At 60.5% G+C, this 21850-nt stretch carries 15 protein-coding genes and 1 pseudogene; 8 read left to right on the top strand and 8 right to left on the bottom strand.

All coding sequences use genetic code 11. The features are described 5' to 3' along the window. Positions 1–75: 75 nt before the first annotated feature. The 5 genes from ACFVSI_RS03970 to trxA all read left to right on the top strand — a co-directional run bounded on the left by ACFVSI_RS03970 (position 76) and on the right by trxA (position 5969). Positions 76–579 carry an NUDIX hydrolase gene (locus ACFVSI_RS03970; protein WP_274258994.1) on the top strand — a complete coding sequence of 168 codons (504 nt, stop codon included), beginning with the start codon at positions 76–78 and terminating at the stop codon, positions 577–579. Positions 580–605: 26 nt separating this feature from the next. After that, positions 606–2618, top strand: a complete 2013-nt coding sequence (gene murJ, locus ACFVSI_RS03965) for a murein biosynthesis integral membrane protein MurJ (protein WP_387819981.1) — start codon at positions 606–608, stop codon at positions 2616–2618. A gap of 140 nt (positions 2619–2758) precedes the next feature. Further along, entirely contained in the window at positions 2759–4423 is a 1665-nt protein-coding gene (locus tag ACFVSI_RS03960; RefSeq protein WP_387819979.1) for an ABC transporter substrate-binding protein, read from the top strand. Positions 4424–4652: 229 nt separating this feature from the next. Further along, entirely contained in the window at positions 4653–5609 is a 957-nt protein-coding gene (trxB, locus tag ACFVSI_RS03955) for a thioredoxin-disulfide reductase (protein ID WP_274258750.1), read from the top strand. Between the two features lie 33 nt (positions 5610–5642). After that, positions 5643–5969: a thioredoxin gene (gene trxA, locus ACFVSI_RS03950; protein WP_144660274.1), complete on the top strand. Its 327-nt coding sequence runs from the start codon at positions 5643–5645 to the stop codon at positions 5967–5969. Positions 5970–11688: 5719 nt separating this feature from the next. Here the strand turns inward: trxA and ACFVSI_RS03945 are convergent. From ACFVSI_RS03945 to rpmH, 8 genes are all read right to left on the bottom strand, one after another. After that, entirely contained in the window at positions 11689–12924 is a 1236-nt protein-coding gene (locus ACFVSI_RS03945) for a ParB/RepB/Spo0J family partition protein (protein ID WP_387819976.1), read from the bottom strand. 66 nt (positions 12925–12990) lie between these two features. Further along, positions 12991–14004, bottom strand: coding sequence for an AAA family ATPase (locus ACFVSI_RS03940; RefSeq protein WP_387819974.1), 1014 nt, complete (start codon positions 14002–14004; stop codon positions 12991–12993). Between the two features lie 126 nt (positions 14005–14130). After that, positions 14131–14781 (bottom strand): 16S rRNA (guanine(527)-N(7))-methyltransferase RsmG, encoded by a 651-nt coding sequence (rsmG, locus tag ACFVSI_RS03935; RefSeq protein ID WP_144660268.1) that lies wholly within the window; start codon positions 14779–14781, stop codon positions 14131–14133. Between the two features lie 5 nt (positions 14782–14786). Further along, on the bottom strand, positions 14787–15338 hold the full coding sequence (locus ACFVSI_RS03930; protein WP_387819972.1) for a protein jag: 552 nt from the start codon (positions 15336–15338) through the stop codon (positions 14787–14789). Beyond that, on the bottom strand, positions 15338–16312 hold the full coding sequence (gene yidC, locus ACFVSI_RS03925) for a membrane protein insertase YidC (RefSeq protein ID WP_387819970.1): 975 nt from the start codon (positions 16310–16312) through the stop codon (positions 15338–15340). Before yidC ends, ACFVSI_RS03930 begins: the two co-directional genes overlap by 1 nt. Positions 16313–16328: 16 nt before the next feature. Further along, a complete protein-coding gene (yidD, locus tag ACFVSI_RS03920; protein ID WP_387820219.1) occupies positions 16329–16742 on the bottom strand; it encodes a membrane protein insertion efficiency factor YidD in 414 nt (137 codons plus the stop codon). Position 16743: 1 nt separating this feature from the next. After that, positions 16744–17154: a ribonuclease P protein component gene (gene rnpA, locus ACFVSI_RS03915; RefSeq protein WP_387819968.1), complete on the bottom strand. Its 411-nt coding sequence runs from the start codon at positions 17152–17154 to the stop codon at positions 16744–16746. A 41-nt stretch (positions 17155–17195) separates the two neighbouring features. Continuing rightward, positions 17196–17333: a 50S ribosomal protein L34 gene (gene rpmH / locus ACFVSI_RS03910; RefSeq protein WP_011776797.1), complete on the bottom strand. Its 138-nt coding sequence runs from the start codon at positions 17331–17333 to the stop codon at positions 17196–17198. A 465-nt stretch (positions 17334–17798) separates the two neighbouring features. Between rpmH and dnaA the strand changes: the two genes are divergently transcribed. The 3 genes and pseudogenes from dnaA to gnd form a co-directional block, all read left to right on the top strand. Next, a complete protein-coding gene (dnaA, locus tag ACFVSI_RS03905; protein WP_387819966.1) occupies positions 17799–19220 on the top strand; it encodes a chromosomal replication initiator protein DnaA in 1422 nt (473 codons plus the stop codon). A gap of 566 nt (positions 19221–19786) precedes the next feature. After that, positions 19787–20911 (top strand): DNA polymerase III subunit beta, encoded by a 1125-nt coding sequence (dnaN, locus tag ACFVSI_RS03900; protein ID WP_262276683.1) that lies wholly within the window; start codon positions 19787–19789, stop codon positions 20909–20911. A gap of 15 nt (positions 20912–20926) precedes the next feature. After that, positions 20927–21838, top strand: a pseudogene (gene gnd, locus ACFVSI_RS03895) (phosphogluconate dehydrogenase (NAD(+)-dependent, decarboxylating)); the annotation flags it as partial. Positions 21839–21850 lie beyond the last annotated feature (12 nt).

The raw sequence follows: 21850 nt of genomic DNA, 5'->3' as shown, positions 1-21850 counted from the left end.
GGGGCAAGAGTCGTTAGAGTGGACCACATGGCCAACCCAGTACCGAGCGCTCCAGGCAGGAGGACAAACGCACCATTGCCGTCGGCAATCGGTGCGCACGTCGCGCCTGCCCCGCAGCACCCGGCGCAGGCCTCGCTTCCCACGGTGGAGGAAGTGTCAGCGGGCGGCGTTGTGGTTGACACGTCCGACGGCGAACTCCGGGTTGCGATCATCGCCCGCCTTAACAGGGGTGGCCGGCTTGAGTGGTGCCTGCCGAAGGGCCATCCGGAGGGCCGGGAGAACAATGAGGAAGCTGCTGTACGTGAGATCGCCGAGGAGACCGGCATTGAGGGCAGCATCCTGGCACCCCTGGGCAGCATCGACTACTGGTTTACCGTGAGCGGCCACCGGGTCCACAAAACAGTGCATCACTTCCTGCTCAGGGCAACGGGTGGCGAGCTGACCATCGAGAATGATCCGGACCAGGAAGCCGTGGACGCTGCGTGGGTCCCCATCCAGGAATTGGCCCGAAAGTTGTCCTTCCCGAATGAACGCCGCATCGCCGATCTGGCGCGGGAAGTGCTGCCGGAACATCTCTGACCCGGGTACATGGGACGATAAAGGCGATGTCTGAAGCCAAAACAACCCAGTCCGTTCAATCCGGTGAAGCCCGTTCCAGCGCCATCATGGCTGCCGGAACGCTGGTTTCCCGGTTCCTTGGCTTCGCCAAAACCTGGATGCTCGGTGCCGCGCTCGGCCTGGGCTCCACGGTGAATGACACATTCATCAACGCGAACAACCTGCCGAACCTGATCTTCCTGCTCGTGGCCGGCGGCGTGTTCAACGCCGTCCTGGTTCCGCAGATCATCAAGGCCAGCAAGGCTCCCGACCGCGGCGCCGACTATCTCAGCAGGCTGCTGACGTTGGCTGTGCTGGTACTCCTGGCGCTTACGGCCCTGGTGACCCTTGCCGCACCTCTGGTCATCGACCTCACCACCCAGGGCTACTCCGAGCAACAAAAGGCGCTGGCAGTCACCTTTGCGCTGTGGTGCCTCCCGCAAATCTTCTTCTACGGGCTCTATGCCCTGCTCACCCAAGTACTGAATGCCCACGGCGCGTTCGGCCCTGCCATGTGGGCACCCATCCTCAACAACCTTGTGGCCATCGCCGGTCTGGGGCTGTTCATCTGGATCCTCGGCGCCAACATCACCAACCCGCACACCCTGGACAACTGGGGACCGACCCAAACCTTCCTGCTTGCCGGGTTCTCCACGTTCGGTGTGGTGGCACAAACGGCCATCCTGCTCATTCCCGTGTTCCGGCTGCGCCTGGGCCTGCGTCCGCGCTTCGGCTGGCGCGGCGTTGGACTGGGCCAGGCCGCCAAGCTGAGCGTTTGGACGCTGGCGACTGCCGCCGTCGGGCAGTTGGCGTTCCTGTACATCATGAGGATCGCGACGATCCCGGGCGCCGAGCGCCTCCGCCTGGACAATGCCGGAGACAGGGCAGCTGCGGCTGTGCTGCCCGGCAACGCTGTGCTGGAGGTTGCCAGCCAGCTGTACCTGCTGCCGCACTCCATCATCGCCCTGTCCTTGGCCACCGTCCTCTTTAACCGCATGACGCGCGCATCGCAGGACGGCAATAAAGCCGAACTTCGCGACGCCCTCTCGCACGGCCTCCGGACCATGGCCGTCGCTACCGTTTTCGGGGCCTTGGCGCTGTTCGCCCTGGCCGGACCACTTGGCATGTTCTTCTCCGGTGGCGAGCCGCAGGACGGTGTCATGTTGGCCCAAACGCTCACCATTCTGGCTCTCAGCACGCCGTTCCTGAGTGCCAACTTCATGATGTCCCGCGTGTTCTACGCCAACGAGGACGCCCGCACACCTCTGTATGTGCAGTTGTGGCTCGCAGTGATTTATGTCGTGGGCGCCTTCTTCATCCAGTTCCTGCCCGTGGGCCAGATCATCTACGCCATCGCCATTCTCTACACGCTGGGCAACATCCTCTCCGTGGTGATCAGCGTGGTATTCCTGCGGCGTCTGCTGGGTCACCTCGACGGTCCACGCATCGCCAATTCGTACATCCGCATGGGTTACGCAGGCCTCGGATCCGCCGTAGCCGGTGCCATCGCGTTGTGGCTGCTCGGCAGCTACCGAGCCGACGGTTTCGCGTGGAGCAGCCGCCCGGCTGCCCTGGTGACCGTGATCGTCGTCGGGCCTGTAATGCTGCTCGCCTACCTTGTCCTGCTTCGCGTTTTCCACGTCACGGAACTTCGCGACCTCCTGCGCCCGCTGATGAGCCGTCTGGGCCGCGGCGGCCCCGCTCCGGTTTCCGGCGAGGTGGAACCCACGACGGCGGCACGCGCCACGGTTTCGGACGATACCGGTTTGATTCCACGCATCTCAGGCGAGTTCGATGCCGCGTCGTACCGTGCGGGACCCGCGGTGGCCCCACAACGTTCCACGCAGCCTTCAACAAACGAACCGGACGCGCCCAAGACTTATCTGCCGGAGGAAGACGAACCCAGCACAGCACAGGGCAGCAGGTTCCGTCCAGCGGTCCCGCTGCCGGGCAGGCGGACCTATCAGGGCGACGCTGGACGCAATCCATACTTCCCTGCTCCGCGGAACCGCCGGAAGTGAGCCGGTGCCGCCAACGTGGGCGGCGGGCCTCAATCCGCTAGGCTAGAAACGAATATAGGTAGTTGCAGAAGCGGTTGAACCGGCCCGTCCGGCCATCCGTGTGCAGGACCCGCAGCTCCCGGACAGCCTAGGAGGAACACGTGTCCCACCCGATCGACGTCGGATCAGTACTTGGCGGCCGCTACAAGGTCACGGCCAATGTGTTGACCTCGCATGACCAAGATCAGGTGCTCGACGGCGTGGACCAGGTCCTCAACCGTCCCGTGAGCATCCTCGTTGCCGGTCCCGGAAACGCCGAGCAAGTCGCACAGAGCGCCCGCGAGGTGGCCACAGGGGAGCGCCCCGGGCACGTCCAGATCCTGGACCTTGGCATCAGCGACAACACCACGTACCTGATCACCAACCACAGCACCGCTCCGGACCTGCTGGACCTCGTGGTGGCCACCAACCCGCCGTACATCGAGCCGTTCTTCACGGAGACCCTCGGCAGCGAGATCTTCGGCCAGGCACGCACCTATGAGCCCGAAACCTACGACGGACTCTACGAGGATGACGAGCACGAGGCCGAATACATCCAGTACGACGAAAACGGCTACGCCATCGCTCCCGAACCGGAGGACGAGCCGGAGCCTGCTGCGCCTACCCGCAGCGCACCGCATGTACCGCCCATGCCGGCGGCAAATCCTTCGTCCGCCAAGAGCGGCATCGCAGGCAAGCTGGCCGCTGCGGCGGCCGGTGCAGGCGCCGCCGGTGCTGCCGCCGCTTCCGCGCTGAGGAACGCCGGTTCAAAGAACAACGACGCCGGTGCTGCCGCTTCACCCGCTTCGGACGCTGAGCCGCCGACACAGGCCGTGTCTTCGCAGTCCGTTCAGCCCTCCGAGCCGCGCACGCAAGCCGTGTCTTCGCAGGTAGCTCCTTCGCAGGATGCGCCCGCGCGTGAGCAGGGTTCCGAGCCCAAGGTCTCCCTCTGGTCCGAAGAGGACTACGGGTACTCGGAGCGTGGTGCCGCAGCTGGTGGCGCCTCCGCAGCGGGTGCCGCGGCCTCCAACCGTGGAAGAACATCCGGTGACGAGCGCGCGGCAAGCAGCTTCCCGGCGTCGTCGGCTGTCACGGAGGACTACACCGACGGAGACGACGTCTACGAAGAGGAAGCTCCCGAAAAGGAACCCCGCTCGCTGCGTTGGCTCGTGGGAGGCCTCTTGGCAGCAGTCCTGATTGTGGGGCTCGTCCTCGCCGTCACCAACCTGGGAAGTCTCCTGCCCAGCAGCAAGCCTGCCGCGACCCAGACCACGCCGGCGCCCCAGCCTTCTGAAACTGCCAGCGAGCAGCCGCAGCCCACGGAGACTGCTCCGCCCGCGGCTCCGCCGGCCATCCAGGAAATCACCCGCTTGGGCAACTTCCCGTTCGCGGCCACGTTCGATAAGGACCTCGGGAAAGCCTTCGATGGCAACGCTGCGAGCTACTGGTCGGACATGGAATTCGCAACGGCCAACTGGGGCGGACTGTCCGAGGAAGTCCCGCTGATGATCAAGCTGAAGGAACCGGCGGACGTGAAGTCCGTTGTCCTTAACCAGCTCGGTGGTTCCGGTGGAAATATCAGCGTCTTCACCAACGACCGTCCCGCCATGGACGGTGCCAAGCTCGTGGGCACCAACAGCTTCACGTCACCCGAACTGACCATTCCGCTGGCGACGCCCACGAAGGCCCAGTACGTCATTGTCGTCATCAAGGCGCTGCCCAAGCTGGCCGCGCCCAAGACGCAGTACGGTTTCGGCCTCCGCCTCGCTGAGGTCGCCGTCCAGTAATTGCGTCCACGTCGTCACGGCAGGGGCCGTTCTGATTCGTCGGAGCGGCCCCTGCTGCTGTCTGCGCCGGCGTCACCGCTTCGATATCACCGGGGGCCAGACGGTACCCTGAATGCTGGTGGCTTTTTACGGTCCCCAACTCCAACGGAATATTTGGAACGCATCAGGGGTTGAGTCAGGTGGCTGCCCCGAGAGCCGCAGCATCGACTAAGGAAGAGGTTCACGCCACGTGAGCATTGCAGAAAACAGCGCATCGCAGGTGCGTGACGTCATCATCGTAGGTTCAGGCCCTGCCGGCTACACAGCCGCTGTATACACCGCCCGTGCCAACATGAAGCCTCTGCTCATTGCTGGTTCCGTCACCGCCGGCGGCGAACTGATGAACACAACGGACGTTGAGAACTACCCTGGATTCCCGGATGGCATCATGGGTCCGGATCTCATGGAGAACTTCGAGAAACAGGCCGCACGTTTCGGTACCGAGATCCTCTTCGAGGATGTCACGGAACTCGACCTCGACGGCGACATCAAGACCGTGACGATCGGTACGGGGGAGACCTTCCAGGCGAAGGCCATCATCCTGTCCACCGGCTCGGCATATCGTGAGCTGGGTCTGACGAATGAGAAGAGGCTCTCGGGCCACGGCGTTAGCTGGTGTGCAACCTGTGACGGTTTCTTCTTCAAGGACCAGGACATCGCAGTAATTGGTGGTGGCGACTCCGCGATGGAGGAAGCACTCTTCCTCACCAAGTTCGCCAAGTCCGTCACCGTGGTACACCGCCGCGACACCCTCAAGGCTTCCAAGATCATGGGTGACCGCGCCCAGGCCCACGAGAAGATCAACTTCGTCTGGAACACGGCTGTTGAAGATGTTCTCGGTGGGGACAAGGTCACCGGGCTGAAGCTGAAGAACCTCGTGGATGGAACCGAGTCCGAGCTCGCTGTCTCCGGAGTCTTCGTTGCCATCGGAAACGATCCGCGCACGGACCTGGTGAAGGGCAAAGTCGAGCTGACTCCCGAAGGCACCATCGCCGTCGAGGGTCGCAGCTCCCGTACCAACATCAAGGGTGTGTTCGCCGCGGGCGACGTCATCGACCCCACCTACCGCCAGGCCATTACGGCTTCCGGTTCCGGTTGTGTCGCGGCCCTCGACGTCGAGCACTACCTCGCAGACCTGCACTCCTAAGCTGCATCCAGCAACCATACGAAGGGAAAAGTTATGAGCAACGCAAAAGACGTAACTGACGCAAGCTTCAGCACGGATGTCCTGGCTTCCGACAAGCCGGTCATCGTGGACTTCTGGGCAGAGTGGTGCGGCCCCTGCCGCAAGCTCGGACCCATCCTCGACGAGATCTCCGTTGAATACAGCGAAAAGGTCGACGTCGTAAAGCTGAACGTCGACGACAACCCGGCAATCGCTGCCGAGTACGGCATCACCTCCATTCCTGCTGTTTACCTGTTCAGCGGCGGAGAAGTGAAGAGCACCGTGATCGGCGCCAAGCCGAAGCAGTTCTTTGAGAAGGAATTCGCGGACGTTCTGTCCTAGGGTTGTTCTCGGATTTTTGAGAAAGCCGGTCGTTCTGCTCCCGAGGGAGCTGGGCGGCCGGCTTTTTCTGTTCTCGGCGGGAAATAAACGTCGGTGGGTAGCGTTTTGATGTCTAGATTCACAGGGGGCGCTCAGATCCCCGGAACTGTTGCTCCACGGTTTGCCTTAGCTGGGTATGGCTGAGTTTGGCTTTCGAAGGGTGCCGGAGCGGCTTCGATGGTGTGCGGACGGCCTTTTGTGGTGGTCGGCTGACCAGGGCCTCCGGCGTGACGCAGTACCGGAAGTTGGCTTTGCCCTCTCTTAGCTTGCCAGCATCGCGGAGGCCAGCAGACCGCGTGCGACCTTCCAGCGGGTCCCGGTTCCGTTGCGGAACGACATCCACTTTTTCGTATGGGACGCGGGACTTCCAACGCGATTCCAACCATTGAGGGATACGCGCGGGTTCACGGAATTGAAGGCTCCGTGCGGACGTCCTGCCTCCCGTCATCGATTCTCGCCAGCTGCACTGAAGGAGCTCGTTCGGCTCCCTGCCGTAGCAGCACCAAAGGTGGGGCTGCCGTAGTAGCTTCTCCTAGACCCCTCGTGGTCCTTGCAATCCTGAGACGATTCCCCTGTGTCGTCCACTCATCAGAGGGAAGAGGGAACGAGGGGCACCAGGAGGCTCGTGCGCGTTTCACGTGAAACACGCCAGCACAGCTCGAGAATGGCGGCGTGTTCAGGGGATCCTCCGTTGGTTTCACGTGAAACAGCCTATGGCGCAGCAGACGGCGCTGGTCACGCACACTGGAGCAGCTGCGGATAGCACCCAGCTTGAGTTGGCCGTAAGGGGAGTAGCTATCCGCCAAGGTATCCGGAGTGCTGATGCTGGGTGCCCGGGCTCATCGACGCCAGCGGACACACTCCTCCCGTGCTGAAACTTCTAGGGCCAGCTACAGAAGCACAGCCAGGTGGGCCGGCTGCATTCCATCCACAGGAGCCCACCAGCGGACAATCTTCCCGCCTCGGAGCCTTCCTAGGACCGGCCGCAGGCAGCGCAGGGCACAGCGTCTGCATTCCACCTTCACAGGAGCGGTAGCAGCGACACCGACAGGCACTCCAGAGGCCCTCTGACCCCTCATTGGGCCCGCAGGAGCAATTGACCCTCTTGCTGCATATCAGCCCTTATATGCCCCTCAGTAGCCACTTCTGGGCCGTAAGAGGCCCGCGTCCGGAACAGCGGAGGAAGCGGCGCTTACTGGCGCATTGGGCCGAATAGGACGATCTACCTCGACGGATAGACCCAAGAGACCGTAAGCCCGGCCACAGAGGGAGCCAATCCAACTTCCATTCCAGCGCCACTGCAGGCACAGATCGCAGTTGCTACCAGCCATCCCCCCGGAATCGAAAAACACAGCTAGTCAGCAGTGCCAGACCGCCGCTGCCAACCTTCATGCCCTTATTGCCAGCTGCGGATACCCTTTCGGCTGACCGTCTTGCACGTTCGACGTGCAACTGGATTCGTCTTCCGACAGGGTGAGGGCAACGGGCCATGGCCTCAGGATTCGTGCAGTCGTCTGCGTTAGGCACCCGCTTCGAGGGACCACCTTGGATTTGATAGGCATACCGGCAACTCCGAGGGAGACTACCCAAGTCGGACCAATCCTCGCGAAATCCAGGTGCAGCGAATCTACTCTGCAACAGACACTCAGGTGCTTGCGACGGGGGATCGGCCGCGAAAACCCATCACCTGTAACGGTCGCCGGCGTCGAAAAGTGCTCAGCGATGGACCACTGCTCCTATGGCTTGGCTGGGAGGGATCACTTGGGCATCCGTTTCACGTGAAACATGGCGTCTCATGGCAGGGCGCGCCTATGTCGAGATAGACAAATCCGCCCAATCGGCACCCACATGAAAGTCCTCGAGCAACAAACCACCCACGTCAGCTCGATTTCTGTGTACTGCCGCTCGAACACTATCCGGACATCGGACATTCGCTCAAGCCACACTCCACCCATGTGGTCTTGAAGTAGCAGTACGTACACAGGCACGTCCCGCGCCATCCCAACCTTCACACGATTCCCACTGCATGCAAGCAGCTGACTAACGGCGGTCGGCCGGGTCAACCGCCCTCGTTGCCCGGGGGCATGTTTCTATCTCCTCGTCCAGGCCGCTTCTCGTGTCGTTGCCATGGACTGTGCACAGATGCCTGCCCTGCGGCTACTGTGTCACCATGGCAGGCAGGCATCGCCTTTCCCTGGAATCGGCAGCAACATCACCCTGGTCTAACTCGGTATGGACAGTCCCGCTACTGAGACCCTGCCCAGTCTTGTTGCTCACCAGTCCCTCGCGCGATCGGTTCGCAAACCTACGAAGGGACAGTCCACTGCTAAGGTACTGATCACACTCTGCAGAATGGAGTATCGGGCCTTCGCCTTGGTTCGATCTCGCGACTGCTGCGAACTCCGGCCAGGCCACCCCTCGCCGGGAACTGCCGAGAGGTTTCACGTGAAACAGCATCTCATCAGCGCGCCCCAACAAAGGCTCGCCAACGGCGAATGCATTCATCGTTTGAAGCCACGTCTCTACAGAACTCACGCGCACTTGTTCGCCTTCGGACTGGGACCCGCGCCGGCCTCTCCTCAGCGTTGGTCAGGAGGGCAGCACGCCCCCCATCGGGAGGAGCACTAATTAGTGTCCGTCCTGAAGCCGACATGACGCAAAGCTATTCACCGCGGGGGGACCAAATCAGAAGTCCCTCGGCTGACCGCCTGCCAGTCTGTTCCACTCTGCGGATGTCACCGGTAGGGAACCGATGGACTACCCAGCCTCAACGCCACCCCTCTCGGCGTAATGGAGAGAGTCGATATCAGGGGCCCATACGTCAGATGAATAGAGACGGTAGGAGTTAGACAGCAACGGAAGGCACGCAGATAAGCAAGTACTACAGACGAACCCCATCTTGCTGAGCCGGACCGCTGCATGACGTTCACAGTCAGGGCTTAGTACGTCCCCCGTCTGACCTCAAATGAGCGATAGCCCTAGTAGCTCGATCCGGCGGTCGGCCGAGCTACCAGTCGCATCCAACATATGCACGCGGGAGCGATTTGGTCACAGGCCTCACTCTTCTTATCCACAAAGTTATCCACAGGGTTATACACCGGCAATGATGTTGCCCGCACACCACTATCTACGAACACTCTGCTTGCCCTGGAGCCTGCTTGCGGACCATGCTGCTGGTGTACCGGGATGGAGATGCGATTTCCCTACATTCGCGCCCCGTTCCTCATAGTCAATCAGCTCAAAACCGCTGTAAACCCGTGGAATTGCCAGTTCGACGCCGAAACTTATGTCAGCTTTAGGGGGAGCAGGGTCTGCGGTTCGACTGCTGCCCCTATCCGTGCAAGGATACGCGCTCCAGGAGCGTCGCGCTGAAAGGGTAAGTCTCACCGAAGCCGATGGTTATCCCCAAAGTTATCCACAGACTTATCCACCGGTGAATCCACAGTCCCATGCAGGCTCCAGAGAACTCACAGTTGCACACGGCTCGTTCCGTTTCACGTGAAACGGAGGCGTTGTCTGTAGAGGCCGCGCCTCATTGGGGTGGTCAGCGTCGCACAGTGGAGGCACTCCCACTGTCGGCGCCGGCAATGCGCACACCATCCACCACGCCATGCCACGTAGCCCTCGTCGCGACACCGAGTCTGAATGCCTGCAAGGTGAGAAGCGACATCGGACCTATAGCTCTGAGCCGGTAGGCGCGCGTGGATCAAGTAACTCCCTTACAGCCTGCCTTACCCGACACTGCGGGTGAGGAAAAGCTACCAAACCAAGCGGACCCATAGCAGCCAACAGATCCCTCAGAGGACCTGGAATTGCCGCGCGAGTGCTGACTGATGAGCTCGACCGTAAAGGACACAGGCGCGACATCTCGTTCAGCAGCCATGCTTGGGGGAGCGCACTTCAGAAAGGATGGTCTTCGTGGGTACCTCTGATCCAAGGCAATAGCCTCCTCCTGTCCAGAACGATCCCTATCTGAACCCCAATAGACCCCACCTTCCTCTAATTGCCCGCATCGGCCCAGTTACTAGATGTCACGTACCGCAGGAATATGCAGCGAGCAACACGAACCCTCTAGTGAACACACGGGACAGAAAGTTACATGAGCCTGCTCGGTTGGCGACCTATGGATGCTTCACCCGGCGGCAACTGTAGTTCGCAGAGTGCCATCGATAGCCACGGCAGTCCATGTCCTACGCTGTCGAACCAGGGCGCGGGCACCAGAAGGAATGGGCTGCAAAGGAACCAACTGGGACGGTTATACCTACGCCGCCGAGCAACTAGATGAGCGGACCAGCCCGCAGGCGACCAGTCACCCGTCAGAAGGCACACTCTTTTGCTCTGCTGGCCGCCCATGCGAGGCGGCGCTCGGGCCATCGGCCGGACCTTCCCCAGGGCGGGCTTCACCCAGGCGGCACTCCGAATCGCATCCGCCGCCTTACTGTCCTACCTGAGGCGCGCTAGGAGCCGTAACTGGTGTTTGTGCGCGGCCGGGCAGCCGTGCCTAGGAGTTAGACTGTCGAGAGTCTTACAGAGCTACTCTGGTCCTCCTATGGCTATGGGCGATGCGAGGGGAGTGGCGGGAACATTTCGCTTCTTGATTCGCTCCATCTATAGCAGCGGGTGTGCCACGGGGTGAGATCTCAACTTTCAGCCCCCCAGACCGCGCTGTGATACGGATATACATTGGATTCTCACCCCTGGAACCACGGGGTTTCACGTGAAACCACAGTGTATGAGACGTCCAAGTGCAGCGTCCTACCGCCCGTACATAAGGCGCCAGAGGCTCAGCTACTGCAGGGCAAGATCATTGCCCTGCAGGCTGACGCACAAGCTCCCTGCCAAAGAAGCCGTGGCCACCGTACCGCAGGAATCAAGTTGGTTCAGCTTGGGCAACGTTTCACGTGAAACGCTCAAGAAGCATAATGTATGGCCTATTGATCGCGCGCTTCCCATCGACACTAACCAAATGCCCGTGGCGAAGTGTCCACTTTCAGTTCTGAGTACATTCTGCAATCCGTATGGTCACATCGCTACTGTCCTCTCCACCGTTTGGGACACTAACTGCTCGTGGAGCCCGTGCAATCGCGAACGCGCCAAGGCCTGTCAGACCCGGAAGCAGATTGCCAGGACGGAGGGCACAGAGACCAACGACCTTTCCGTGTGCGGCTGCGGTTCGTGGCGGGATCCCAGCACTGTTTCACGTGAAACCTACGCCCCAACATTCTGGCGGATTGCAAAACGGAGGGACTGATCGCCTCGACTGCACACTTCCTGGAGTATCGACACCGGAGCAACTCAAATTCCACTTCCCTAGAGGTCATGAACGCGAAATACCATCACAATCTGCCGGCCACGCCCAATACGAGACAGAACCGGGGCAAACGCATGGTTGGAGTCGAAGGTACACCGTCACGCTATGTCACACCGATGTCGACACCAGATCCGAGCAGGGCAAGATCAATCACCAGCTCGCGGCTTGGCAGTATCGCTGCCATCCAATTTCAGCGCTTAGCCCTTAATCGATGGTGGTCCGGGAACTACCGCCCCCTATGCCCAGTTTCACGTGAAACCACGACATCAAAAATCTATGCGGCCGCAGAACTCGGTCACCGGGGCCCATAAGCGGACAGAAAAAGGGATCCGCCCCAACGGGCGGATCCCTCAATAGATCTAAACAGACTCAGTCCTCAGCACCAGGGCCAAGAACGTTCATTATACGGTTCAGGTCCTCGACACTGGCGAATTCGATACTTACCCGCCCCTTACGGGCGCCCAACGTGATCTTCACGTTGGTGTCCAAACGGTCGGAGAGCGACGAAGCAAGATAATCGAGCCGTTCGTGGCGGGCGTTCGGCTTAGGAATGCTGTTCTTCGCTGGGGCGGTGGGGTCCTGGTACAGCGTCACGGCTTCTTCCGTAGCGCGCACGGACATACCCTCGGCAACGATACGCTGAGCCAGACGTTCCATTGCCGCCGCATCAGGGAGCGCCAGGAGCGCCCGGGCATGGCCCGCAGAGAGAACGCCGGCGGCAACCCTACGCTGAACCAACGGGGGAAGCTTGAGCAAGCGCAGCGTATTGGAGACCTGGGGACGTGAACGGCCAATGCGGTCCGCCAACTGCTCGTGCGTTGTTCCGAAGTCTTCAAGGAGCTGTTGGTAGGCAGCAGCCTCTTCCAATGGGTTCAGCTGGCTGCGGTGCAGGTTTTCCAGCAACGCGTCACGAAGGAGGTCGTCGTCAGTGGTGTCGCGGACGATTGCAGGGATGGTTTCAAGCCCGGCGGCTTGTACGGCCCGCCAGCGACGCTCGCCCATGACGAGTTCGTACGGCTCTCCACCCTTTTCGGTTGAGGTTCGCACGACAATTGGTTGGAGAACGCCTATTTCGCGAACGCTGTGAACCAGCTCCGCCATATCGTCTTCATCGAATACCGAGCGCGGCTGCTTGCGGTTCGGATGGATATCGCCAACCGGAATTTCCGCAAAACGGGCCCCCGGTACCTCTACCAATTCAACGTTACTGGACTGGGCAGCGGCAGGAGTCTTGGCTACGGCCGACGCCTCCTGCGCATCAGCAACCTCGGCGGGCTTCGGCTGATCAGCTGCCGTCGCCTTGGTAGCAGCAGAACGGGGCTTGCTCGATTTGGCGGCCGGAGCCTTTGCAGCCGGAGCCTCGGCAGGTGCCTTCGCCGCAGGGGCCTTTTTGGTTGATGCAGTGGAGTTCCCGGACTCGGAGGCAGTATCAGGCGCCGTTGTGTCCTCGGGGGCAATATCAACCGTCGGTTCAGCAGTCTTCCGTGCTTCCGGGAAAAACAGATCCACGGGACGGGACGGAGCGGCGCCGTTTCCCTGGGCTGCGGCCGAGCTAGGAATGAGAGCCCCAAGACCCCTGCCGAGGCCCCTTCGCTTTTCGCTCATTGATTCATCCCTCCATGGAAGAGCCGAGCACGGACTGGCCCTGGCTGTTGCTGTGTTTCAAGAATTCTAACGTTCAGCGATTTCGGCTGCGGCTTCCATGTAGGACAGCGCGCCGCTCGATGAAGGATCGTAGGTCATGACCGTCTGCTGATAGCTTGGCGCCTCAGAGATACGCACGGAACGAGGAACCACGGCACTCAGCACCTGCTGGGGGAAGTGCTGGCGGACCTCCGAAGCGACCTGCGCGGCAAGGTTTGTCCTGCCGTCATACATGGTCAGGAGAATCGTTGAGACCACGAGGTCGGCATTGAGGTGCTTCTGGATCATCTCAATGTTCTTGAGGAGCTGGCTCAAACCCTCAAGGGCGTAGTACTCGCACTGGATGGGGATGAGAACTTCGCTGGCTGCACAGAACGCGTTGACCGTGAGCAGGCCGAGGCTGGGCGGGCAATCGATGAAGATGAAGTCCAGACGACCTTCACCGTTCTTTTCCCGTTCCTTGGCATATACATCGATGGCACGCCGGAGCCTCTGCTCGCGCGCCACAAGGGAAACAAGCTCGATCTCTGCACCGGCCAGGTGAATCGTTGCAGGTGCGCAGATCAGATTGGGAATGTCAGGGCAAGGTGCGACGACTTCCTTCAGGGGGAGATCGTTGATGAGGACGTCGTAGATGCTGTCTACATCAGCGTGGTGCTCGATGCCCAGCGCGGTGGACGCGTTGCCCTGTGGATCGATATCGATGACGAGGACATTCAGACCGGCGGACGCCAATGCAGCAGCGATATTCACCGTCGTGGTCGTCTTGCCAACGCCACCCTTTTGGTTTGAAACGGTGAAGATACGGGTTGCTTCAGGCTTGGGGAGTTCGCGGCCTATCAGGCGTTCACGACGGCGGGTCTCGTTGGCGAGCTGCCGTGCGATCGGACTGGAATCATCGATGGAATCCATCACGTTCTGCACTCCATCCAAGGCGGTTTCACGTGAAACTGCAGCATTTGCAACCGGATCAGTGCGCACAATAGCGGACTGCAGAGACGAAGAGGGGGTAGCCATGGCCCGCGCGGACCCCAAAGACATAAACGGGGGGATTCGTTGCGTGGAGGTTTCACTACCCACTGGTCACACTCTCACTCTCATTCGGCGCTTGCTGCCGTTCTCTAGCCTAACCGCTCAGTCGCCGACACGCTGGAAACCAAACGGGATCTACGCCGTCTTTCCGGCCTTGTTGACGATAATCCTCACCACAGTGGTGGGTTCCTCCAACAGTTCTTGTCCACACACAACAACGGAAGTTTCCACGCCCCCGAGCTTCCGGATGACCTTGGCGGCCTTCTCGATCTCTTCACCGGCGCTACGCCCCTTGATGGCCACCACTTCACCGTTGCCGTTGAGAAGGGGAATCGTCAACCCGGCAAGGTTGGTCAGGGCTGACACCGCCCTGGCAGTAACGACATCCGCATCAACCATTCCCACAGCCAGTTCGGCACGGGTCCGCATCACGGTCACGTTGTCCAGACCGAGGTCGTCCACTACTTCCTGTAGCCAGATGACCCGCCGTTCCAGGGGTTCGATCAATGTCAGTTCAAGATCCGGACGGGCAATGGCAAGGCAAAGGCCGGGAAGTCCGGCACCGGAACCGACGTCGGCAACATGGCTGTTCCTGGCGATCGCGGACTCGATGACCGCACAGTTGAGGACGTGCCTGCTCCACAGCCGCGGGATCTCGCGCGGGCCAATCAAACCACGTTCCGTGCCTGAGGTGGCCAGGTGTTCGACATAGCGCTTGGCAAGATCCAGGCGCTCCCCAAAAATCTTCTCTGCCGCTGTCAATTCAGCCGCGGTGATTTCGACCATGGGCTCTAGTCAGCCGAAACGACGATGTGGCGGCCGGCGCCTTCGCCTTCAGACTCGGAGACGAAGCCGAGGTCAGCAACGGCGTCGTGGACAATCTTGCGTTCGTAGGCGCTCATCGGCTCCAAAGCCACAGTCCCACCGTCAGCCTTAACCTTTGCCACGGCGTCTTCGGCGATCTGCTGCAGGACGCCGGCGCGCTCCTTGCGGTAGCCGTTGATGTCCAGAACCAGGCGTGAACGGGTCTCGGTCGCCGAGAGAACAGACAGTCGGGCCAGTTCCTGCAGGGCTTCGAGAACTTCACCGTCGCGGCCAACCAGGCTGTCCAGGGCCGCCGACTCTTCATCGGTACCAATGGAGATGTAGGTACGGCCGTTGCGCACCTCGATGTCAATGTCGCCGTCGATGTCGGCAATATCAAGAAGCTCTTCGAGGTAGTCGGCAGCGATGTCGCCTTCCTCTTCCAGACGGCTTGCCGTCTTGGATTGCGTCTCTTCCTGGGAGTCTTCCTGCTCTTCAGTTTCGGCGGCAATAACTTCTTCAGTGCTCTCGGCAGACATTACTTCTTCTTCCTGTTCTTACGTTGTGGCTGGACGCGCTGTGCCCGGATTTCTGCGGCCGCAGCAGCAGCGGCTTCGGCTTCAGCGGCGGCCTCCGCGGCCTTCTTGCCACCCAGCAGCGGCGGCAGCCCCTTGGCTGCACGGCGCTCTTCGAGGGCTTTCGCTGCCGGTGAGCCCGGAGTTGGCATGCGGCGGATGACGAAGAACTGCTGGCCCATGGTCCAAAGGTTGGTGGTGGTCCAGTAGATAAGGACACCGATCGGGAAGTTGATGCCACCAATACCGAAGACGAGCGGCAGGATGTAGAGCATCATCTTCTGCTGGCGCATGAACGGGCTGGCCATGGCCTCTTCGGACATGTTCTTGGCCATGATCTGCTTCTGGGTGATGAACTGCGAAGCCGTCATCGCGACAATCATGAGGATCGACAGGACGACAACTGACATGTTGCCGGCACCGCCGTGCAGGAGCGCAGAGGAGAGGGGCGCGCCGAAGATGCTGGAGGAATCGAACTCGACAACCTGCTGGGCACTCATCGCGCCGATTCCGTTGCCGGCGTTCTTTGCGCTGGAAATACCCGACAACACCTGGAAAAGCGCGAAGAAGAACGGCATCTGGATCAGCATCGGCAAACAGGCCGAGAACGGGTTGGTTCCGTGCTTCTTGTAGAGCGCCATCTGTTCCTGCGCCATCGCCTGGCGGGAAAGCTGGTCGGTCTTGCCCTTGTACTTGGTCTGCAGCTTCTTCAGATCCGGCTGCAGCAGCTGCATTCCGCGCTGCGCCTTGATCTGCTTGACGAACACGGGAATCAGGGCGGCACGGATCACCAGCACCAGGCCGATGATGGACAGAGTCCACGTCCAACCGTTCGCGGCAGGCAGGCCAATGAAACTCAGTCCCTCATGGAAGCCAACCATGATGATTGACACCAGCCACTTGAACGGGAACATGATTGTTCCAAAAAAGTCATCCATACGATATCCCTATTCGTCAGGCCGCCGAGCGGCCTTCTTCATCAGCCTGAGCAGCCAGGAACTGGTCCGGATTGTTCAGTACAACAATTGTGGGCGTCCGGCCTTCAGGCCAATGACGATGACCGGCGGGGACATGGTCCACTCCACCGGCGTTCCAAGGGTGGCATTTGGCGAGCCTCTTGGCTGCAAGCCAGCTGCCCTTCACGGCGCCATGCACGGTCACTGCTTCCAGGGCGTATGCCGAGCAGGAGGGAAAGAAACGGCAAACCTGGCCGTACAGGGGCGAAATTACCTTGCGGTAGCTCTTCAGCAAGATGATGAGGATGTTTTGGGGCAGCTCCCAAAGGAAGGTGCCTACCGCTGCCGAAATGCTCCGCGAGGGAACTTTCCCGGAAGGGTCACTCAAGGAAGGAACGACGGCGGTGCTCATGTCATGCACGCGGTGTCCCTTCCGTTGTGGTGCCGTTGTGTTCGGTCGAAGCCTTGGGCGGAACCGAGCCACCCAATCGCTTCGTCGTCACTGCCAGTGCGGCGTTGTAGTCCGAGAGCAACTGCTCCCAGCTCGCATGTGCAGCTGCGGGCAGAGCCCGGACCACGACCGCCAAGCCTGTTCCATGCGTATGCAGGGAAAGTGCGCCTGCTTCTCTCAGTCTCCTCTTAACGAGGTTCCTGGTCACGGCGTTCCCGACGGCTTTGGAGACAATGAAACCGATTCGACTCGGCTCCCCGGCTCCGATAGGAGCCGTATATAACACTAAGTTCCGGCGTCCATTGCGGACGCCGGAACGTACAGTTGTTGAAAAGTCGGTAGACGTCCGCAGACGGTTAGGGGTGGCTAGCACCGTCGAACCTGCAAAGAGACACTGACCGACAAGTCAGTTATTTAGGCCGACAGTTCGACGCGGCCCTTGCCGCGACGGGCAGCCAGGATGGCGCGGCCGGCACGGGTGCGCATACGAAGGCGGAAGCCGTGCTTCTTGGCCCGACGGCGGTTATTCGGCTGAAAAGTCCGCTTGCTCACGTTAGTTACTCCAGTGGATCAAAGGTGCGCCCACCCGATCAAAAAGGGGAAGAACTGGCCGACGCTAAGTTTTGTATGTGCCTGCCGCCGTTGCCTTCCGGACGATGAACGTACGGAGTTACAACTGATCTCAAAAGCGGACACAAAGGACTTCACAACGTTAGGGCAAAAAAGGGGCCACAGTCAAACCGGGAGACCGCGGCGCAACTATCCACAGATGTGTTCAGGGACGGTTGCAAGGCTGTGGATGAAGTGGCTCACAGGCCGGTTTCGAGAACCACAACCGTGTAATTATCCACAGGCAACTTCCCAGCTATCTTCTGGCGTTTCCATCCCCTAGAGTGGCTCAGTAGCCCATTTTCCACCCGCTGTGCATAACTCTGTGGATTAACGACCAGACCTGCGCCCGCCGGAGACACCTCGGCTGCAAGCAACGCCGGCAAGCAAGTATTTAGGAACTGATTGATGACAGTAGACGAAGCCAACCACGCCAACACTGTCGGAAGTTCCTGGCGCAGGGTGCTGAGCCTCCTGGAACAGGACGACCGTGTGACTCCTCGTCAGCGCGGTTTCGTCATTCTCGCCCAGGCGCAGGGCCTCATCGGCTCCACCCTCCTGGTGGCCGTCCCCAACGAGCTCACCCGCGAGGTCCTCCAGACCCAGGTCAAGGACGCTTTGGATGATGCGCTCCGCAACGTCTTCTCGGATGACATCCGGTGCGCCATCGACGTCGATACCGAACTGGTGCCCGTCCATGCCGAGCCGGAACCCGCCGTCGAGCTTGCCACGGCGCCGGACCTGGCGGTCGAGCCAAAGCCGCAGCCCACGCCGCCGAGCACTTCTCATGAGTTCGGCCGCCTGAACCCGAAGTACATCTTCGACACTTTCGTGATCGGTTCCTCGAACCGGTTCGCCCATGCTGCGGCGGTCGCTGTGGCAGAAGCGCCGGCCAAGGCCTACAACCCCCTGTTCATCTATGGCGATTCGGGTCTCGGGAAGACCCACCTGCTGCACGCCATTGGCCACTATGCCCGCAGGCTCTACAGCGGCATCCGGGTCCGCTACGTGAACTCGGAAGAATTCACCAACGACTTCATCAACTCGATCCGTGATGATGAAGGCACCAGCTTCAAGACCACGTACCGGAATGTTGATGTCCTCCTGATCGACGACATCCAGTTCCTGGCGGGCAAGGACCGGACGCAGGAAGAGTTCTTCCACACGTTCAACGCCCTGCACAACGCCAACAAGCAGGTTGTCATCACCTCGGATCAGCCGCCCAAGATGCTTGCCGGCTTTGAGGACCGCATGACCTCCCGCTTCGAGTGGGGACTTTTGACGGACATCCAGCCGCCGGAACTTGAGACGCGCATCGCCATCCTCCGCAAGAAGGGCCTCAGCGAAGGCCTGTCAGCTCCTGATGACGCTCTGGAGTACATCGCTTCAAAAATCTCCAGCAACATCCGTGAACTCGAAGGCGCACTGATCCGTGTCACCGCTTTTGCAAGCCTGAACCGCCAACCGGTGGACGTTGCCCTCGCAGAGATGGTCCTCAAGGATCTGATTACCGACGACGGTGCACAGGAAATCACGGCGAAGCAGATCCTTGACCAGACGGCTGACTACTTCAAGCTCAGCATGGAAGAACTCTGCAGCAAGTCCAGGACGCGCACTTTGGTGACGGCCCGCCAGATCGCCATGTACCTCTGCCGTGAGCTCACGGACATGTCTTTGCCGAAGATCGGCCAGGAGCTTGGTGGGCGTGACCACACGACCGTGATCCACGCAGACCGGAAGATCCGCGAGCTGATGGCAGAGCGTCGTGTGATTTACAACCAGGTCACCGAACTCACCAACCGGATCAAGCAGCAGCAGCGCGACTCCTGAAATCCACATCGCTCCCGCCACTACATACCTTATTAACAGGTGCATGTGGATAAGCCTGTGGATACTTAAGGGGACAAGCGCGGTTAATGGGCTTAAAACCCTTAAGGCGTCTGTGGATCGTTAAAAACCGGCTTCGGAGTTGTCCCCATCCACACCCTGTTTAAAACCCAGTTAACGCACAGTCCATGAACAGGGCTTAACCGCGGATCCAAGCCTCAGGATGGGGTTATCCACAGTTTCCACAGCAGTTATTAACACTACGAATCCCAAAAAATTGAAATCCCTCAAATAACAATCTCGATCCACCACCCACCGGACCAGGCCATTGGCCCGGCCAAGGCCAGCCTTGCGGCTGTCCACATAGGACGGGTCCAGGCAAACGGGGATGGGTTAATCGCGGATCTTCCGGCTAAGCTGTCAGCAGCGCTCCCATCCTTGGGTCTTGTTTGTAGTTCGCTCAGTGCGGACCATGCAGGTTCCGATGCCGGACTGCGAAGATTCAGCGGGTTCCAAGCAGGGATCCGCGGCTACTACATGGCAGCAGCAATGAAAGGCGGCACCCCTCCGTGAAGTTCAGAGTCGACCGCGACGTCCTGGCAGAAGCCGTTACGTGGACCGCGCGGTCGTTGTCTCCGCGGCCGCCCGTACCCGTGCTTTCGGGCCTTCTCCTCAAAGCCGAGGCAGGAACCGTAAGCCTCTCAAGCTTCGATTACGAGACCTCAGCCCGTCTGGAAATCCCCGCCGACATCGCCGTCGAGGGCACCATCCTGGTCTCCGGACGCCTTTTGGCAGACATCTGCCGCAGCCTGCCTTCCGCACCGGTCGAAGTTGAAACCGATGGCAGCAAAGTCACTCTCACTTGCCGTCGAAGCAGCTTCCACCTGGCCACCATGCCGGAGTCCGAGTACCCGGCGTTGCCTGCACTTCCGGCCATCAGCGGCACCTTGCCCGGCGACGCCTTTGCCCAAGCCGTTTCCCAGGTCATCATCGCGGCGAGCAAGGACGACACTCTGCCGATCCTGACCGGCGTCCGCATGGAGATTGAGGATGACCTCATCACCCTCCTCGCCACCGACCGATACCGCCTGGCCATGCGCGAAGTCCCTTGGAAACCCGTAACTCCCGGCATCTCTACCAGTGCGCTGGTGAAATCCAAGACCCTGAACGAGGTTGCCAAGACCTTGGGCGGCAGCGGTGACATCAACCTGGCCCTTGCGGACGATGACAGCCGCCTCATCGGTTTCGAGAGTGGTGGACGCACCACAACGTCCCTTCTTGTCGATGGCGATTACCCGAAGATCCGCTCTCTGTTTCCGGACTCCACCCCGATCCACGCAACAGTCCAGACCCAGGAACTCGTCGAGGCCGTACGCCGTGTTTCGCTGGTTGCAGAGCGGAACACCCCTGTTCGACTTGCCTTCACGCAGGGCCTGCTGAACCTCGACGCCGGTACCGGTGAAGATGCGCAGGCTTCCGAAGAACTTGAAGCACAGCTCTCCGGCGATGACATCACCGTCGCCTTCAACCCGCACTACCTCGTTGAAGGCTTGAGCGTCATCGAGACCAAGTACGTTCGCTTCTCGTTCACCACGGCTCCGAAGCCGGCCATGATCACGGCCCAGGCTGAACCCGACGGAGAAGACCAGGACGACTACCGCTACCTCGTGATGCCGGTCCGCCTTCCCAACTAATCGGCAAGTACCCGCCCGCTTTCGCAGAAAAGAGTCAACGCTGTGCACATCGGTTTGATCGGCCTTGGAAAAATGGGTTTCAACATGCGCGAACGCATGCGGAAGGGCGGCATCGAGGTCACAGGCTTCGACCGCAACCCGGATGTCACGGATGTGGCTTCGGTGGACGAGCTCATCGCCGCACTGCCTGCTCCGCGAGTCGTGTGGGTCATGGTTCCCTCAGGCGAGATCACTGATGCCGTGGTGACCGAACTCGGGGAGAAACTCAGCCCCGGCGATATGGTGATCGACGGCGGGAACTCACGGTTCACCGAGGACCAGAAGCATGCTGCCGCTCTGGCGGACAAGGGCATTCGCTTCGCTGACTGCGGCGTTTCCGGCGGTGTATGGGGTCTCCAAAACGGCTACGGTCTCATGGCAGGCGGATCCGAAGAAGATATCGAACTTGCGATGCCCATTTTCGACGCCCTCCGTCCCGAAGGCGATCGGGCGGACAGTTTCGTTCACGTCGGCGGTGTCGGCGCAGGCCACTACGCCAAGATGGTCCACAACGGCATCGAATACGGCCTCATGCAGGCCTACGCCGAAGGATACGAACTCCTGGCGGCCAAGGACATCGTCAAAGATCTTCCGGGAACCTTCCGCGCATGGCAAAAAGGAACTGTGGTCCGGTCATGGCTCCTCGACCTTATGGTCAAGGCCCTCGATGAAGATCCCGGCCTGGCGTCAATTGACGACTATGTGGAAGACTCCGGCGAGGGACGCTGGACCGTTGAAGAGGCAATCGCCAACGCAGTTCCGGCACCAGCCATTACAGCCGCGCTCTTCGCCCGCTTTGCTTCGCGCGAAGACAACTCGCCGGCCATGAAGATGGTCTCCGCCCTGCGTCACCAGTTCGGCGGACACGCCACCCGTCCGGCCAACTAGGCCGCAGGAGTC

The sequence above is a fragment of the Paenarthrobacter sp. NPDC057981 genome (assembly GCF_042886835.1).
Taxonomy (GTDB): domain Bacteria; phylum Actinomycetota; class Actinomycetes; order Actinomycetales; family Micrococcaceae; genus Arthrobacter.
This window is presented reverse-complemented; position numbering and strand designations above follow the sequence as displayed.

Excerpts from the sequence above, each read along its gene's own strand:
- murJ (WP_387819981.1), top strand. The coding sequence starts at position 606 with ATGTCTGAAGCCAAAACAACCCAGTCCGTTCAATCCGGTGAAGCCCGT.
- trxA (WP_144660274.1), top strand. The coding sequence starts at position 5,643 with ATGAGCAACGCAAAAGACGTAACTGACGCAAGCTTCAGCACGGATGTC.
- ACFVSI_RS03945 (WP_387819976.1), bottom strand. The coding sequence starts at position 12,924 with ATGAGCGAAAAGCGAAGGGGCCTCGGCAGGGGTCTTGGGGCTCTCATT.
- ACFVSI_RS03940 (WP_387819974.1), bottom strand. The coding sequence starts at position 14,004 with ATGTCTTTGGGGTCCGCGCGGGCCATGGCTACCCCCTCTTCGTCTCTG.
- rsmG (WP_144660268.1), bottom strand. The coding sequence starts at position 14,781 with ATGGTCGAAATCACCGCGGCTGAATTGACAGCGGCAGAGAAGATTTTT.
- ACFVSI_RS03930 (WP_387819972.1), bottom strand. The coding sequence starts at position 15,338 with ATGTCTGCCGAGAGCACTGAAGAAGTTATTGCCGCCGAAACTGAAGAG.
- yidC (WP_387819970.1), bottom strand. The coding sequence starts at position 16,312 with ATGGATGACTTTTTTGGAACAATCATGTTCCCGTTCAAGTGGCTGGTG.
- yidD (WP_387820219.1), bottom strand. The coding sequence starts at position 16,742 with ATGAGCACCGCCGTCGTTCCTTCCTTGAGTGACCCTTCCGGGAAAGTT.
- dnaA (WP_387819966.1), top strand. The coding sequence starts at position 17,799 with ATGACAGTAGACGAAGCCAACCACGCCAACACTGTCGGAAGTTCCTGG.